Here is a 14199-nt window from a genome sequence, read left to right as displayed (position 1 = left end):
AAGGATAGTATGGGGAGGAAGATTTTATGGACAAGGCCATTATATTTGGTGTATATGATTTTGTCAGTTTTCATATTTGCAAAACGTTGCTAAATAAAGGAATAGAGGTTTATGGGATCAATATTGAAGATATTGACAATATTCAATATCTTGATGAAAAAAGATTTGAAGTTGGCAGAAATTCAAATTTCATTGAACATAGTCTTGTGGATTGGGAGAATAACCAAGGTGAAGGGAATAGGGATACCGTCGTTATTTTTTCATTATTTGATTCCTATATGCAAAATAAGGAAGAAATTTATTTAGAGGAGAAGGTTACTGGGCCAATTTTGAACTATATTGAGCGAAATAATTCCAATACAGAATTTGTCTTTATCCTCCCAATTCAATTGTTGGGAGCTGAGGCTGAAAAAGTTCAACGGGGTTTTTTGAATCAAGTAAAAGGATTGGTGAAAAAGACTCATTTCTTTTATTTACCTTCTATTTATGGCCCATGGCAGACCGAAACTTTTATCTTTCAACAAGTGATTATGTCAGACTTTCAACAAATAGAAATTTATTTATCGAATAGGGAATGGACAATTGATACAATTTTTGTGGAGGATGCAATCGATTCTATCTTTGAAATAATGGATATAAATGAGCAGGGAAGCTTTCTATTAGAAAGTGGAAAGAAGAATTATTGGGATTTATGCGCGTCCTATTTAAAGCTTGAACAGAATCTAATTCTTTCAAACCATGTTGAACCATTTGAAATAGATTCATCAGTTATTAAGATACAAATGAAAAAAATCACCCCGATTTCCGAATCATTTTTGAAACAAAAAAATCAAGCAGATCAGTTGAAGGGAAGCCGGTAAAACATGATACGATTCACTTTATATCCAAAAAGTGGGAGCGCAGGAAATTTATCTTTTCATTTTATTATTCAAAGGGTAGAATAAAAATTGAAAAATGAGGAATTACAGGTCCATTATTTATATCTAGATAGAATCAGTTATAGAAATGGCAGTGGTATGAAGGAGATGCATTGAATGCTAAACCGTTTCGGGATCATTCTTTTATGTCTTTTTTTACTTGGGGCCTGTGGGGTAACCCAAAAAAACTCAGGCAAATTACAAAATGTCGGCTTATTAGTGCCTGAAACGGTTAATGACCAAGTATGGGGAACAAAGGGCTTTAAAGGGATGCTAAAAATACAATCAAAATTCAATGTGGAGGTTTACTATAAAGAAGGAATGAATTCTGAATCTGTAGTTGAAAGGGCAGTAAAAGAATTTGATCAAAAAGGGGTAAATCTTATTTTTGGTCACGGTTCAGAGTATGCTGAATATTTTAATAAGATTTCAAAGGATTATCCTAAAATTCACTTTGTCAGTTTTAATGGCGATGCTAAAAAACCTAACACTACCAGTTTAACCTTTAAAGCACACGCGATGGGTTTTTTTGGCGGAATGGTTGCTGCCCATATGTCGAAGGAACAGAAAGTAGGAGTGTTGGCTGCCTATGAATGGCAGCCAGAAATAGAAGGATTCTATCAAGGAGCATTGGCAGAAAATAAAAATGCCCAAGTAAGCATAGAATACGTAGGGAATTGGGATGATGAAAAAAAAGCGATACAATTAGTCGATCGTATGATGGAAAACGGGGTCGACGTAATCTATCCTGCTGGCGATGGTTTTAATGTCCCCGTTATTGAAAGGGTCAAGGAACGAGGACTATATGTTATTGGCTATGTTTCCGACCAATCAGATTTGGGGCAATCGACGATTCTAACAAGCACGATTCAGCAGGTAGATAAATTATATGAGAAGGTTGCAGAACAATATAATAATGGTAAATTAAAAGCAGGAAATCTTTCCTTTGATTTTGAAGATAATGTCATAACCTTAGGAAAATATAGTCCGTTAGTGAGCAAGGAATTTATTAAGAAAATTAATAAGCAAATTCAAACATATAAGCAAACCGGAAAGTTACCACAATAATTTATTAAAGGGGATACATATGAACAACCAAGATAAGTCATTACAATTTATGATGATTGCGATGAAATATTTACCTGAAGCCAAGGAACAGCTGGAAAAATCAGGAGTAGAATTATCAATGGAATTAATCGAACCGTTTATGAATTTATTTACAAAGGTTATGCAAGAAGCATACGACCTTGGCCGTGAAGAAGCTCTTCAGGAAGTTAGTAAATAGTTAAGGCTCTTTTCGTAAACTTTGTTGCTTTTGGAAATTAAATATGTTCATTACTAAGTTTCTAGGCAATTTTCGCAAAAGTTCTTACGAAAAGATGCCACGAAGCTTTAGTTATGCGGGTTGGTAAATTTATACGAAAAACAACAATTGATGCGAAAATAGCCATAGTGAAAATAAGCTGCCGCTAAAAAGGCAGCTTATTTCTTTTTCCAAAATTGCTGGATAAGCGGATAGAATTTTTGAAATATTGGCTTTAAGCCCTGTACTGATTCCCATATAGCATCAATGCTCATCATGAGTTGTTCATAATCGATATCTGACTGGTTTTGATGAGAATTTAGAGAATTGCGATTGCCAAATAGCGGGGGCCTTTCATGGTGAGGTCTTCTTGAACCAAACATAAAACTGGTGAAACGGTCATGATGCGTTTCATCCTCAAAATGCGCTTGCTGCTCTTCTATGGTTGATTCCTCTTTTTCCCGATCTTCCATTACCTCTCACACACTCCTTCGAAGAAAAATGTCTCTTACCTTTAGAATATGAGCAAACTATCAAAAGGAATGTACTATAGCGGATGGGTAAAAGTAAGTAACAGTTGCTTAAATGATGTCTCATTTGATAAAATTAGTACCAAGTCATAATAATTGATATTAATCTTTGGTATAGAGAAACTTATCATATTAAAGGAGATGGAATAATGAAAGCTGGTATTGTTGGAATAGGAAGGTATTTACCAGAAAAAATTCTCACCAATCACGATTTAGAAAAAATGATGGATACCTCTGATGAATGGATCCGTACTATGACAGGTATCGAAGAGCGAAGGATTGCATCAGACGATATTAATACATCGGATATGGCCTTGTCTGCTGCCCAGAAAGCTATTCAAGATGCAGGTATAAATCCAGAAGAAATTGATTTAATCTTGGTAGCAACAGTTACTCCAGATTCACCTTTTCCATCCGTTGCCTGCAGAATTCAGGAAAAATTAGGGGCCTTTAAGGCAGCTGCCATGGATATTAGTGCAGCATGTGCTGGGTTCATGTATGGAATTATCACAGGGAAGCAGTTTATAGAAACAGGAGAATATAAAAACGTACTTGTCGTAGGGGTTGAAAAGCTTTCAAAAATTACGGATTGGAGCGACCGAAATACCGCTGTCCTATTTGGGGACGGTGCAGGTGCAGTTGTACTTGGCCCAGTATCTGAAAATCGAGGAATTCTTTCATTTGAGCTTGGTGCAGATGGGACTGGGGCAAAGCATTTATATCAAGATGAATATATCATTATGAATGGACGAGAAGTATTCAAATTTGCCGTTAGACAAATGGGCGAGAGCTGTATAAATGTTCTTGAAAAAGCAGGACTTACCAAGGATGACGTCGATTTCCTTATCCCTCATCAAGCCAATATTCGGATTATGGAAGCATCGAGACAGCGGTTAGAGCTCCCAGTTGAAAAAATGTCTAAAACAATTCATAAATATGGAAATACTTCTGCAGCATCAATACCAATTTCAATTGTAGAAGAATTAGAAGCAGGAAAGATTAAAGATGATGACCTCCTAGTAATGGTAGGTTTTGGCGGCGGCTTGACTTGGGGAGCCATTGCAATCCGTTGGGGTAAATAATAAGAGACTTTTATATAAAAATAGGGAAAAGTTAGCAGATAAAAGGAGATGTACAAATGGAAAAGCGCAGGGTCGTAGTAACGGGCGTAGGAGCAGTGACACCACTTGGAAATGATGCTGAAACAACTTGGAAAGGAATTCTTGAAGGGAAATCAGGAATTGGACCACTGACAAGAGTTAATGCAGATGAGTATCCAGCGAAGGTAGCTGCTGAAGTAAAGGATTTTAATCCAGAAGCATTTATGGATAAAAAAGAAGCAAGAAAAATGGACCGTTTTACGCAATTTGCAGTTGCAAGTGCAATAATGGCTGTAAAAGATGCGAATTTAACGATCAATGAAGAAAATTCCCACCGCGTGGGGGTTTGGATTGGTTCAGGAATTGGCGGTATGGAAACTTTTGAACAGCAATTTGAAATTTTTCAAAAAAGGGGCTATAAACGTGTAAGTCCTTTCTTCGTACCAATGTTAATTCCGGATATGGCAACGGGCCAGGTTTCCATTACACTCGGTGCACGGGGATTTAATTCATGTACGGTTACAGCCTGTGCAACCGGTACAAATTCAATTGGAGATGCCTTTAAGGTGATCCAGCGCGGTGACGCAGATGTTATGGTATCAGGAGGTGCAGAAGCGCCGATTACGAGAATGTCAGTTGCTGGGTTCTGTGCCAACACTGCCCTTTCTACAAACCCTGATCCAAATACAGCAAGCAGGCCGTTTGATAAAAATCGCGATGGCTTTGTAATTGGTGAAGGTGCAGGAATCATCGTTCTGGAAGAGTTAGAGCATGCCTTGGCACGCGGAGCAAAAATTTATGCTGAAATCATTGGTTACGGGGCAACAGGTGATGCCTATCATATTACTGCACCGGCACCAGGTGGTGAAGGCGGTGCCCGAGCAATGAAAATGGCGATTACTGATGGGGGCTTAGAGCCTAAAGATATTGATTATATTAATGCACATGGAACAAGTACAGAATATAATGATAAATTTGAAACACTTGCCGTTAAAGAAGTATTTGGCGAGCATGCTTATAAGCTTGCGATGAGTTCAACCAAATCAATGACTGGACATTTACTTGGTGCTGCTGGTGGTGTTGAAGCCATCTTTACATTATTGGCAATGAGGGACAGAATGCTTCCGCCTACAATGAATTATGTTACGCCAGATCCGGAATGTGATCTGGACTATGTAGTAAATGCGGCACGTCCATTGGAAATTAAAGCAGCCATGAGTAATTCATTAGGCTTTGGTGGTCATAACGCGACAATTGTCTTTAAAAAATACGAATAGTATACAAAAAACTCGGTCAGAATCTTCTGGCCGAGTTTTTTGTATGGCTGTGTTAAAGGACATAGTTGATTTTTAACACAGTTGATTAGAGCGGAAGGCACGAAGACTTCTCAACAACCAAGTTTAACAGAGCCTTTCGAATAATTCCCTTCCTTCTTTACGAACCTATCCTTTCTACATTCATAAAATGATCAAAAGATACGGTATTCGAGGTGAGAAAATGGGCATTATTCGAACGGATAAATGGTTAATGAATGATTTTGAACAGCCAGTAAAAATCTGTGAAAGGTTGAAACCGTATTTTAACGGGCAGACTGCTCAATCCATTTACCGCCAATTAACGAACTTTGGGATGTATGGACCATCAGGAAGTGCAAAAAGAAATTTAAATCGAATGGTTGAACAGAAAGCATGGGATCGTATTGAACGGCTGTATCAAAACTATAAGAATAAATGGTCTGGACCGGATGTACCTGTCTTTCTCTTTCCGATAGGACAATCAGGTGGATTTTTTATACGAAGGGAAGAAAGGCAAAAAGGGGGGGTTTCATTCCCTGATAAAATGTTTCTGTTTCTTTCAGATATAGAGGACCCTAAAGAAATAGAGGCACTTCTGGTACATGAATACCATCATGTTTGCCGCCTTCAAGCTCTAAACAAAAAAATGGAAGAGTATACACTGCTGGACTCAATTGTAATAGAGGGTCTGGCAGAATATGCCGTATTAAAAAATTGTGGTAAAGAGTACCTGGCAAATTGGTGCAGAATGTATTCTGAAAAGGAATTATCTATATTTTGGGATAAATATATGAAAAAGCAGTTAAGCAGTAAAAAAGATGAAAGGATTCATGACCAATTATTGTATGGAGGCGGGAGGATACCCAAGCTGCTTGGATATGCTGCAGGATATAATATTGTTGGGGGATATTACAAAACGCATCAATATTCTACAAAACTATCTTTTACGGCCCCATCATCAGAGTTTTTAGAGTGAAATACCATATGTTTAGCAAAAAAAGCCTAATAAACAAGGGCTTTTTTTTATTTTGATAAGTGTGAATATTACCAATTTTTTAAAATAATCTTGCAATTGTAACAATTCTGTAATAGAATTCTAGTTGAACACTTTAATTAAACAGAATAATTCAAAAAGTAAGAGGGTGTACTATGAGCACAAAAAAATCACTACTCAAAGAGGCACCATTGCTCGAAGTGAAAAATTTAGAAACGGCATTTGACATTGACGGAATCGATTATAATGCCGTTGATAATGTTTCGTTTAAAGTAAAACCTCGTCAAATAGTCGGAGTTGTAGGTGAATCAGGATGTGGAAAATCTGTTATGAGTCTCTCAATCATGCAGCTTCTTCCAAAAGGAAGCGGCAAGGTGAAATCCGGTGAAATCCTATTTGAAGGGTTAAATCTTGAAAAACTGACAGAATCCCAAATTAATAAAATCCGTGGAAAAGACATCTCAATGATATTCCAAGAACCAATGACCTCTCTTAATCCAGTATTTACAATTGGATATCAACTTCAAGAAGTATTATTTAATCATACAAAGATTTCAAAACAGGAAGCACGTCAAAAAGCAATAGCCTTATTAAAAAGTGTAGGGATCTCCAGGCCCGAAAAAATTGTGGATGAATATCCACATCAATTATCTGGCGGGATGAGACAACGTGTCATGATTGCTATAGCCATTGCATGTCAGCCTAAATTATTAATTGCTGACGAACCAACGACTGCATTGGATGTGACTGTACAGGCTCAAATTCTAGAACTTTTAAAAGATATTCAAGCAGTTAATGATATGTCTGTTATTCTCATTACACACGATTTAGGCGTCGTAGCTGAAATGTGTGATGAGGTAATCGTTATGTATGCCGGAAAAATTGTTGAAAGAACAGATGTAGACACTTTGTTCTATAATCCCAAGCATCCATATACGACACTTCTTTTAGGCGCTATTCCTAAAATGGAAGAAGAAGCAGAGCGACTAAGTTCCATAAAAGGAATTGTTCCTTCCCTAACAAATATGCCTAAATCCGGATGTCGTTTCGCTAATCGATGTCCAATGGCAATGCCTGAATGTCTAACCATAACCCCAGAGCTTGCAGAAGCCGATCAAGGTCATGAAGTAGCCTGTCTCCTTTTTGAAACTAGTAAACCAAGGGAAGGGGTGCAGTAATGAACACTGATACAATACATAAAAATGATGAAAAACAATCCTCTCAACCTGAAAATCTATTAGAAATTCAAAATTTAAAAACCTATTACCCAGTAAAAGGCGGGTTTTTTAAACGTACGATTGGCCATGTAAAAGCGGTTGATAATATATCATTTGAGATTAAAAGAGGAGAAACTCTTGGATTAGTCGGCGAATCTGGGTGCGGTAAATCAACCGCGGGGCGGACTATATTGCGCCTCTTAAAACCGACAGAAGGCAGTATCCTGTTTGAAGGAAAAAACATCACTCGAGTTTCTGGTAAATCCCTTCGAGAAATTAGGCAGGACATGCAGATGGTGTTTCAGGATCCATATGCTTCTCTAAATCCTATGCAAATGGTTGGGGACATAATAGCGGAACCAATTTATAACTACTCCAAGAAAAGTAAGGCAGAATTAAAACAGGAAGTAATGGATCTATTAGAAAAGGTTGGTCTCCCGCCAGAAGCCTATTTTAAATATGCCCATGAATTTTCTGGGGGACAGCGGCAGAGAATCGGAATTGCCCGAGCCCTTGCATTAAGACCAAAGCTGATTATTGCTGATGAACCAGTATCTGCCCTTGATGTTTCAGTACAATCACAGGTATTAAATTTATTAAAAGACTTACAGGAAGAATTTGAGTTAACCTTCCTATTTATTGCACATGATTTAAGTGTTGTTAAGCATATGAGCGACCGAATTGGGGTTATGTATTTAGGCAACATGGTGGAGATTGCAGATAAAAATAGTCTTTATGCTGAGCCGCTGCACCCTTATACACAGGCTTTAATTTCAGCAATTCCATCACCCGACCCAAGACAAAAGAAAGAGAGAATTATTTTAAAGGGTGATGTCCCAAGTCCTATCAATCCTCCGTCCGGATGTCCATTCCATCCTCGTTGTCCAATGGCAATGGAAGAATGCACTAAACAAAAACCTGCATTAAAGGAGGTGAAGCCCTCTCATCGGGTAGCTTGCCACCTTTACTAGAACTAAAAATTAAATTTTTATAGGGGGGAAACAAATGAAGAAAAGAAGCATGCTCATGTTAGCTGCCCTAATGCTTGTATTATCGGCATTTTTAGCGGCTTGCAGCGGCGGAGAAAAAGCTGGAACTAAGAAAAATGACAATGAGGGTAAGACAGGAGAAACATCGGAAAAACCTCAGGATGGCGGTACACTCGTTTATGCCTTGGATTCAGCTCCTGAAGGTAAATTCAACTATGCTTTTTACGGAAATCAAACAGATCAATATGTAATTGATTTCTTTGATGAGAACCTAATTGATTATGATGCGCAATTAAAGGCACAGCCGCATATTGCCTCATGGAAAACAACAGACAATAAAGTCTTTGATTTTGAAATCAAAAAAGGCGTTAAATGGCATAACGGAGACGAATTATCAGTAAAAGACTGGGAATTCGCTTTAAAAGTAATTGCTGACAAGGATTATGAAGGACCACGTTTTGATAACGTAAGAAATATTGTTGGTGCCCAAGATTACCACGATGGAAAAGCAAAAGAAATTTCAGGTATTAAAGTAATTGATGATTACCATATTCAAATTACTTTTGATAAAGCACGTGTTAATAACTTGGATAACCTTTGGACATATCCAATGAATCGTACAGAATTTAAAGGAATGGCTGTAAAAGATATGATGGGATCTGAACAGGTTCGTACAAAACCTGTTGGATTAGGTCCATTTAAAGTAACAAAAGTTGTACCAGGCGAATCTATTGAAATGGAACGTTTTGACGATTATTTCGGTGGAAAGCCTCATATCGAAAAGGTTGTAATTAAGGTTATTGACCCATCACTTTCTGTGGGAGAACTTAAAAACGGAACTCTTGATATGACTGCATTCCATCCAAGTATCATAGATCAAGTTAAAGCACTTGATAATGTAAATGCAATCACATATCCTGGCGTAAGTTATTATTATGTTGGTTTCAGATTAGGTACTTGGGATGGCGAGAAAAATGTCATGAACGAACCAAAGTATCAAGATAAGAAACTTCGTGAGGCGATGTACTATGCGATTAATCGTGATGAATGGGTAAAAGCATTCTTCTTCGGCGTAGGAAAGCCAGTTAATCGCCCAATTCCAACTAACCACTGGATTGCAGCAGATAATAAAGAATTAGATCAATATAAGTACGACCCTAAGAAAGCAAAAGAACTATTAGATGAAGCAGGCTATAAAGATGTTGACGGTGATGGCTTCCGTGAAGATCCGCAAGGTAAAAAGTTTGTTGTTAACTTCAGCCATTATGCAACACAAAACCCAACATTCGAATCACGTGCAAAAGCATTAACTCAATATTGGGAAGCAGTGGGCTTGAAGACGAAACTTACTATGACAGATGTAAATCTATATTACGATATGCTTGAAAAAGCAGACAAATCAGTGGAAGTATTCTTTGGAGGCTGGTCTACAGGATCAGATCCAGATCCAACTCCACTTTGGGGTTCTAAAGCACTTTGGAACTATCCACGCTGGGTAAATGCGGATAGTGATAAATTGCTTGACCAAGCACTAGATATAAATGTTGTCGGAACAGATTCAAATAAGCGTAAAGATCTTTATGTACAATGGCAAAAGCTGTTTATGAAAGATCTTCCTGTATTGCCAATTGCCGAGCTTGAAGAAACAATGGCAGTAAGCAAGCGCGTTAATGGTGTGAAATTCGATGTATCAGGTATGAACCGTCCAAATGAATGGTGGATTACGCAATAATTTACAACGACCTAGAGATATAGTCTAAGTTAACTGCTTAATTATATAAACTCAATCTTTATATTCGAATGGGAGGAGGTCAACTTCTCCCATTCGAACAAGATAGGGTTTTTAACTGCTAAGGTTCATCAAAGCTTAAAGACAAGGAGAATGCACATGTTAAAATATGCATTTCGCAGAATATTGGGAATGATTCCAATGCTGCTCCTTACCTCCATCATTGTTTTTTCCTTGGCAAAGTTAATGCCGGGGGATTCACTTAGTGGAGAAATCGATCCAAGAAATACAAACCCACAGTATATTGCGGAAATGCGTGAAAAGCTAGGCTATAATGACCCTATGCCACAGCAATATTTTCGTTGGGTTAGTAATTTTATCGAAGGAGATTTTGGAAAATCAACCCGATTTAAAATTGAAGTAGCTGATGTTATTGGAGAACGATTGCCTAATACGATACTACTAGGACTCACATCTATCTTAATTACCTATTTACTTGCTTTTATGATGGGTTCATATGCCGGAAGAAAACCATACACGCTTGGGGATAATCTAATTGGCGGGATTAACTATTTAGGTTTGTCCATACCATCATTTGTTGCAGGGGTATTTGCTATTTATTTCTTTTCATTTAAGCTGGGCTGGTTTCCGTCAAATGGTTCTGTTGATATCGGTGTTACCGAAGGTACATTTAATTGGTGGTTAAGCCGATTGCACCATGTATTATTACCTGCTTTTGTCCTGGGATTTTTAAATATTGCAAGTTATACACAATTTTTACGAAACGATATTATTGAAAATAGCCGAAAGGACTATGTCCGTACGGCAAGAGCGAAAGGCACGCCCGAAAGTAAAATTTATAATGTACACATACTTAGAAATTCCGTAATTCCGCTTATAACCTATTTAGGATTCGATATCGTTGCTATTATTAGCGGTGCAATTATCACTGAAACTATTTTTACATATCCTGGCCTTGGACAATTATTTTTACAATCCGTCGGGGTGAGGGATTATCCTGTTTTATTGACGTTGACAATGATGTTCTCCTTCTTAACACTATTCGGCAATTTAATCGCTGATATTTTATATGGTGTTGTAGATCCGAGAATCAGATTAGATTAGGGGGAGAAATGATGGAAATAGTTACACAAAACGAAACAAATGTTACCCATATCCCCCAGAAAAAAAGTTTATCTCCATTAGCAATTGCCAGGAAAAAATTTATCAAGAACAAATTAGCGATGACCAGCCTTATTTTTTTAGCACTTGTTGCGATTATTTCCTGCCTTGCCCCGTATATTACAACTGCTGACATTACGAAAATAAATATTGGTGAAATGGGATTAGAACCATCAAGCAAGCATTGGTTAGGGACGGATAAAGCTGGAAGGGATGTTTTTACAAGGCTGCTTTACGGCGGAAGGATCTCACTGCTAGTTGGAATCAGTTGTACAATTTTTGTCATATTTATTGGTACCTTAATTGGTTCTATTGCTGGTTATTTTGGGGGCACAGCAGATAGTTTGTTAATGAGATTTACTGATTTAATTTTAAACTTTCCTTTTCTCGTTTTTGTTATCGTTTTAAATGCCATTCTTTTTGGTAAAGTATCTGGACTATGGGTATTAATTGGAGTAATCAGTCTTCTTTACTGGGGAGGAATTGCTCGGATTGTCCGCAGTAAAATTCTTGCTGAAAAAGAAAACGAGTATATAATTGCTGCAATATCTATAGGCTGTTCACCAGCAAAAATCATCGTTAAACATCTTTTGCCCAACGTACTATCAACTATTATTGTACAAGCCACGATTACATTTGCGACAATGATTGTAGTTGAATCGGCATTAAGTTACTTAGGATTTGGGGTGCCGCAAGAGGTGCCAAGCTGGGGAAATATGCTGAATTCAGCAAATGAACCTGATGTGCTTCAGTATAAGCTGTGGATTTGGGTACCGCCTGCATTGATTATCACTTTAACCATTCTTTCGATTAACTTTATCGGAGAAGGATTAAAGGATGCCTTTAATCCAAAATCAAGAAGATAAAAATCTTCCATCAATCTACCATCCCCAGATGGTAGATTTTTTATTCTGTACTAATCATATCTGCCGTTTCATATATCTTAAGTAAAATTTAGGACATGTTCAATTTCCTGAAAAGGAATAATTTAACTTAGGTCTGCCCATACTGATTGACAAACAGTTTCTTGAAGTGAGGGGTTGTAAAATGTTATATCTTCATGATGTTTGGGTAAATTGGTTTGAAGGTGAAGAAAACGGTTATAATGTTTGTCACTTTCATGAATGGCGTAAAGATGACGGAGTGGAACTGCTTGACCAGGTTCCGCTGTTAAGAGTCGAGCCGATTCTATTTAACTATATTGAAAATGATTTGTCAGAGTTACCTCAACAACTTCTAGATGATATTTATCAAAAAGCATACTTAAGGAAAAATCATGAAAGAGTCCAACTGGATTATTGCTTTGTTGTAACTGATGGGACGGGGATATTGGCAGTAGATACAATCGGCTATAATATCCCAATCAGGAAAAGCAGGCTTATTCCAAGACAGGAACAGCTTGTATATGAAATGATTGGGACACATGATTCCCAAAAATATCATTTTTATCAACAGCCAAAAACAAAGGATTTTCATATTCTTTCTCCTGAACCAGACCTGATGACAGGGTTAACTCGTAAAGAACGACAACTAAAACAGCTGTTGTTTATGGCCCTTGATCAGCTGCTTTCTTCAAATAATGAAGCAGAGATTCGCTATTGGTTTACAGAGTGGTGCCCTGAACAGTATTCCACCATCCAAGAGTTAAATTTTGAAGAAGCTTGGGAACAGTTATTTGAAGAAGCAAAATACGGATGGTCTAAAAAGCACGAGACATTCTGTGAAAATTTAATTAAAGGACAGCCATTTTTTGAAAAACTATGGGAAATGGAGCATGGTCCAAAAGTTAACTAAAAGCCTGACCCAAAAGGTATGCACGACATATCTTTTGCGGATCAGGCTTTTACTTTTTATTTCCTCTTTCTTCCTAGGCCCATTGCTCGTTCCATTTTCTTAAGCGTTTTGAAAGCGACTGCGTTTGCTTTTTCGGCACCGCGGTCTAAAATTTCATCAAGTTCGTTTGATTCCAACAAATTGTAGTATTTTTCTTGAATCGGTTTAAAGAAATTAACAACTACTTCAGCCAATTCGCCTTTAAAATCCCCATATCCTTTACCATGGTACATTGCCTCTAGCTCTGGAATAGATTTTCCTCCCAAGATAGAGTAAATAGATAAAAGATTAGAAATGCCAGGTTTAGTTTCTCGATCGAATTTAACGATTCCTTCCGAATCGGTAACCGCACTTTTAATTTTTTTCTCCATTTGTTTTGGATCATCTAAAAGTGTAATGGAGGCTTTGTTATTTGGATCAGATTTACTCATTTTTTTCGTTGGTTCTTGAAGTGACATGATTCGTGCTCCAACCTTTGGAATACTGATTTCGGGAATTGTAAGAATGTCATTGTACTTCTTATTAAATCTCTCTGCTAAATCCCGTGTTAATTCCAAATGCTGTTTTTGATCTTCACCAACTGGAACAAGGTCTGTGTTATACAATAGAATATCAGCTGCCATTAATGGAGGGTAGGTTAACAAACTGGCGGAAACAGCTTCTTTCCCAGCTGATTTATCTTTAAATTGTGTCATTCTTTCCAATTCTCCGATATAGGCGACACATTGCATCAACCAGCCTGCCTGGGCATGTGCCGGAACTTCAGATTGTATAAACAAAGTGGCTTTGTCAGGATCAATCCCAACAGCCAGATATAATGCTGCTAAGCTTCGGATATTTTTGCGCAACGTTGCCGGATCCTGGGGAACAGTTATTGCATGCTGGTCAACAATGCAAAAAAAGCAATTGTAATCATTTTGCAATTCCACAAATTGCTTTAAAGCCCCAATATAGTTCCCAAGTGTAATCGTTCCACTCGGCTGAATACCTGAAAAAATTGTCTTCATTTTATTCCTCCTAAAATATAAATAAAAAAACCATTCATCCCCTAAAAAACAATAGGGACGAATGGTTTCGCGGTACCACCCTAATTTACTCAAAATGAGTCAC

Annotated in this window: 14 protein-coding genes and 1 other annotated feature (1 of these 15 running past the window's edge); of the genes, 12 read left to right on the top strand and 2 right to left on the bottom strand. The window is 37.5% G+C overall.

What is annotated here, in order from left to right:
• Positions 1-26: 26 nt before the first annotated feature.
• The 3 genes from PH210_RS02600 (at position 27) to PH210_RS02590 (ending at position 2202) form a co-directional block, all read left to right on the top strand.
• Positions 27-860 (top strand): hypothetical protein, encoded by an 834-nt coding sequence (locus PH210_RS02600; protein ID WP_289982781.1) that lies wholly within the window; start codon positions 27-29, stop codon positions 858-860.
• A gap of 174 nt (positions 861-1034) precedes the next feature.
• On the top strand, positions 1035-1985 hold the full coding sequence (locus PH210_RS02595; protein ID WP_289982779.1) for a BMP family ABC transporter substrate-binding protein: 951 nt from the start codon (positions 1035-1037) through the stop codon (positions 1983-1985).
• Positions 1986-2004: 19 nt separating this feature from the next.
• The gene (locus PH210_RS02590; protein ID WP_289982778.1) at positions 2005-2202 is read left to right on the top strand and encodes a ComZ family protein; all 198 of its coding nucleotides are present in this window, start codon (positions 2005-2007) and stop codon (positions 2200-2202) included.
• A 197-nt stretch (positions 2203-2399) separates the two neighbouring features.
• Here PH210_RS02590 and PH210_RS02585 read toward each other — a convergent pair whose 3' ends face one another.
• On the bottom strand, positions 2400-2693 hold the full coding sequence (locus PH210_RS02585) for a hypothetical protein (protein WP_289982776.1): 294 nt from the start codon (positions 2691-2693) through the stop codon (positions 2400-2402).
• Between the two features lie 206 nt (positions 2694-2899).
• Here PH210_RS02585 and PH210_RS02580 point away from each other — a divergent pair, with 206 nt between their 5' ends.
• From PH210_RS02580 to PH210_RS02540, 9 genes are all read left to right on the top strand, one after another.
• Positions 2900-3832 (top strand): beta-ketoacyl-ACP synthase III, encoded by a 933-nt coding sequence (locus PH210_RS02580; protein WP_289982774.1) that lies wholly within the window; start codon positions 2900-2902, stop codon positions 3830-3832.
• A gap of 56 nt (positions 3833-3888) precedes the next feature.
• Positions 3889-5127: a beta-ketoacyl-ACP synthase II gene (fabF, locus tag PH210_RS02575; protein ID WP_289982772.1), complete on the top strand. Its 1239-nt coding sequence runs from the start codon at positions 3889-3891 to the stop codon at positions 5125-5127.
• Between the two features lie 220 nt (positions 5128-5347).
• Positions 5348-6121, top strand: coding sequence for a DUF2268 domain-containing putative Zn-dependent protease (locus PH210_RS02570; RefSeq protein WP_289982770.1), 774 nt, complete (start codon positions 5348-5350; stop codon positions 6119-6121).
• A gap of 173 nt (positions 6122-6294) precedes the next feature.
• Positions 6295-7317, top strand: a complete 1023-nt coding sequence (locus tag PH210_RS02565; RefSeq protein ID WP_289982766.1) for an ABC transporter ATP-binding protein — start codon at positions 6295-6297, stop codon at positions 7315-7317.
• Positions 7317-8327, top strand: a complete 1011-nt coding sequence (locus PH210_RS02560; protein WP_289982765.1) for an ABC transporter ATP-binding protein — start codon at positions 7317-7319, stop codon at positions 8325-8327. Before PH210_RS02565 ends, PH210_RS02560 begins: the two co-directional genes overlap by 1 nt.
• Positions 8328-8361: 34 nt before the next feature.
• Positions 8362-10077 (top strand): oligopeptide ABC transporter substrate-binding protein, encoded by a 1716-nt coding sequence (gene opp4A / locus PH210_RS02555; protein WP_289982762.1) that lies wholly within the window; start codon positions 8362-8364, stop codon positions 10075-10077.
• Positions 10078-10233: 156 nt separating this feature from the next.
• Positions 10234-11199 carry an oligopeptide ABC transporter permease gene (opp4B, locus tag PH210_RS02550; protein WP_289982760.1) on the top strand — a complete coding sequence of 322 codons (966 nt, stop codon included), beginning with the start codon at positions 10234-10236 and terminating at the stop codon, positions 11197-11199.
• A gap of 11 nt (positions 11200-11210) precedes the next feature.
• On the top strand, positions 11211-12122 hold the full coding sequence (opp4C, locus tag PH210_RS02545; RefSeq protein ID WP_289982758.1) for an oligopeptide ABC transporter permease: 912 nt from the start codon (positions 11211-11213) through the stop codon (positions 12120-12122).
• A gap of 181 nt (positions 12123-12303) precedes the next feature.
• On the top strand, positions 12304-13050 hold the full coding sequence (locus PH210_RS02540; protein WP_289982756.1) for a YjbA family protein: 747 nt from the start codon (positions 12304-12306) through the stop codon (positions 13048-13050).
• Between the two features lie 56 nt (positions 13051-13106).
• Here the strand turns inward: PH210_RS02540 and trpS are convergent, their stop codons facing one another.
• On the bottom strand, positions 13107-14096 hold the full coding sequence (gene trpS, locus PH210_RS02535; RefSeq protein WP_289982754.1) for a tryptophan--tRNA ligase: 990 nt from the start codon (positions 14094-14096) through the stop codon (positions 13107-13109).
• Between the two features lie 50 nt (positions 14097-14146).
• Positions 14147-14199, bottom strand: a binding site (T-box leader); it runs 203 nt beyond the window's last position.

This window comes from Paenibacillus sp. BSR1-1 (assembly GCF_030403775.1).
Lineage (GTDB): Bacteria > Bacillota > Bacilli > Bacillales > Cytobacillaceae > Neobacillus.
The sequence above is the reverse complement of the archived record's forward strand: the minus strand, read 5'-3'. Positions and strand labels throughout refer to the sequence as shown.

Excerpts from the sequence above, each read along its gene's own strand:
- PH210_RS02600 (WP_289982781.1), top strand. The coding sequence starts at position 27 with ATGGACAAGGCCATTATATTTGGTGTATATGATTTTGTCAGTTTTCAT.
- PH210_RS02595 (WP_289982779.1), top strand. The coding sequence starts at position 1,035 with ATGCTAAACCGTTTCGGGATCATTCTTTTATGTCTTTTTTTACTTGGG.
- PH210_RS02590 (WP_289982778.1), top strand. The coding sequence starts at position 2,005 with ATGAACAACCAAGATAAGTCATTACAATTTATGATGATTGCGATGAAA.
- PH210_RS02585 (WP_289982776.1), bottom strand. The coding sequence starts at position 2,693 with ATGGAAGATCGGGAAAAAGAGGAATCAACCATAGAAGAGCAGCAAGCG.
- PH210_RS02580 (WP_289982774.1), top strand. The coding sequence starts at position 2,900 with ATGAAAGCTGGTATTGTTGGAATAGGAAGGTATTTACCAGAAAAAATT.
- fabF (WP_289982772.1), top strand. The coding sequence starts at position 3,889 with ATGGAAAAGCGCAGGGTCGTAGTAACGGGCGTAGGAGCAGTGACACCA.
- PH210_RS02570 (WP_289982770.1), top strand. The coding sequence starts at position 5,348 with ATGGGCATTATTCGAACGGATAAATGGTTAATGAATGATTTTGAACAG.
- PH210_RS02565 (WP_289982766.1), top strand. The coding sequence starts at position 6,295 with ATGAGCACAAAAAAATCACTACTCAAAGAGGCACCATTGCTCGAAGTG.
- PH210_RS02560 (WP_289982765.1), top strand. The coding sequence starts at position 7,317 with ATGAACACTGATACAATACATAAAAATGATGAAAAACAATCCTCTCAA.
- opp4A (WP_289982762.1), top strand. The coding sequence starts at position 8,362 with ATGAAGAAAAGAAGCATGCTCATGTTAGCTGCCCTAATGCTTGTATTA.
- opp4B (WP_289982760.1), top strand. The coding sequence starts at position 10,234 with ATGTTAAAATATGCATTTCGCAGAATATTGGGAATGATTCCAATGCTG.
- opp4C (WP_289982758.1), top strand. The coding sequence starts at position 11,211 with ATGGAAATAGTTACACAAAACGAAACAAATGTTACCCATATCCCCCAG.
- PH210_RS02540 (WP_289982756.1), top strand. The coding sequence starts at position 12,304 with ATGTTATATCTTCATGATGTTTGGGTAAATTGGTTTGAAGGTGAAGAA.
- trpS (WP_289982754.1), bottom strand. The coding sequence starts at position 14,096 with ATGAAGACAATTTTTTCAGGTATTCAGCCGAGTGGAACGATTACACTT.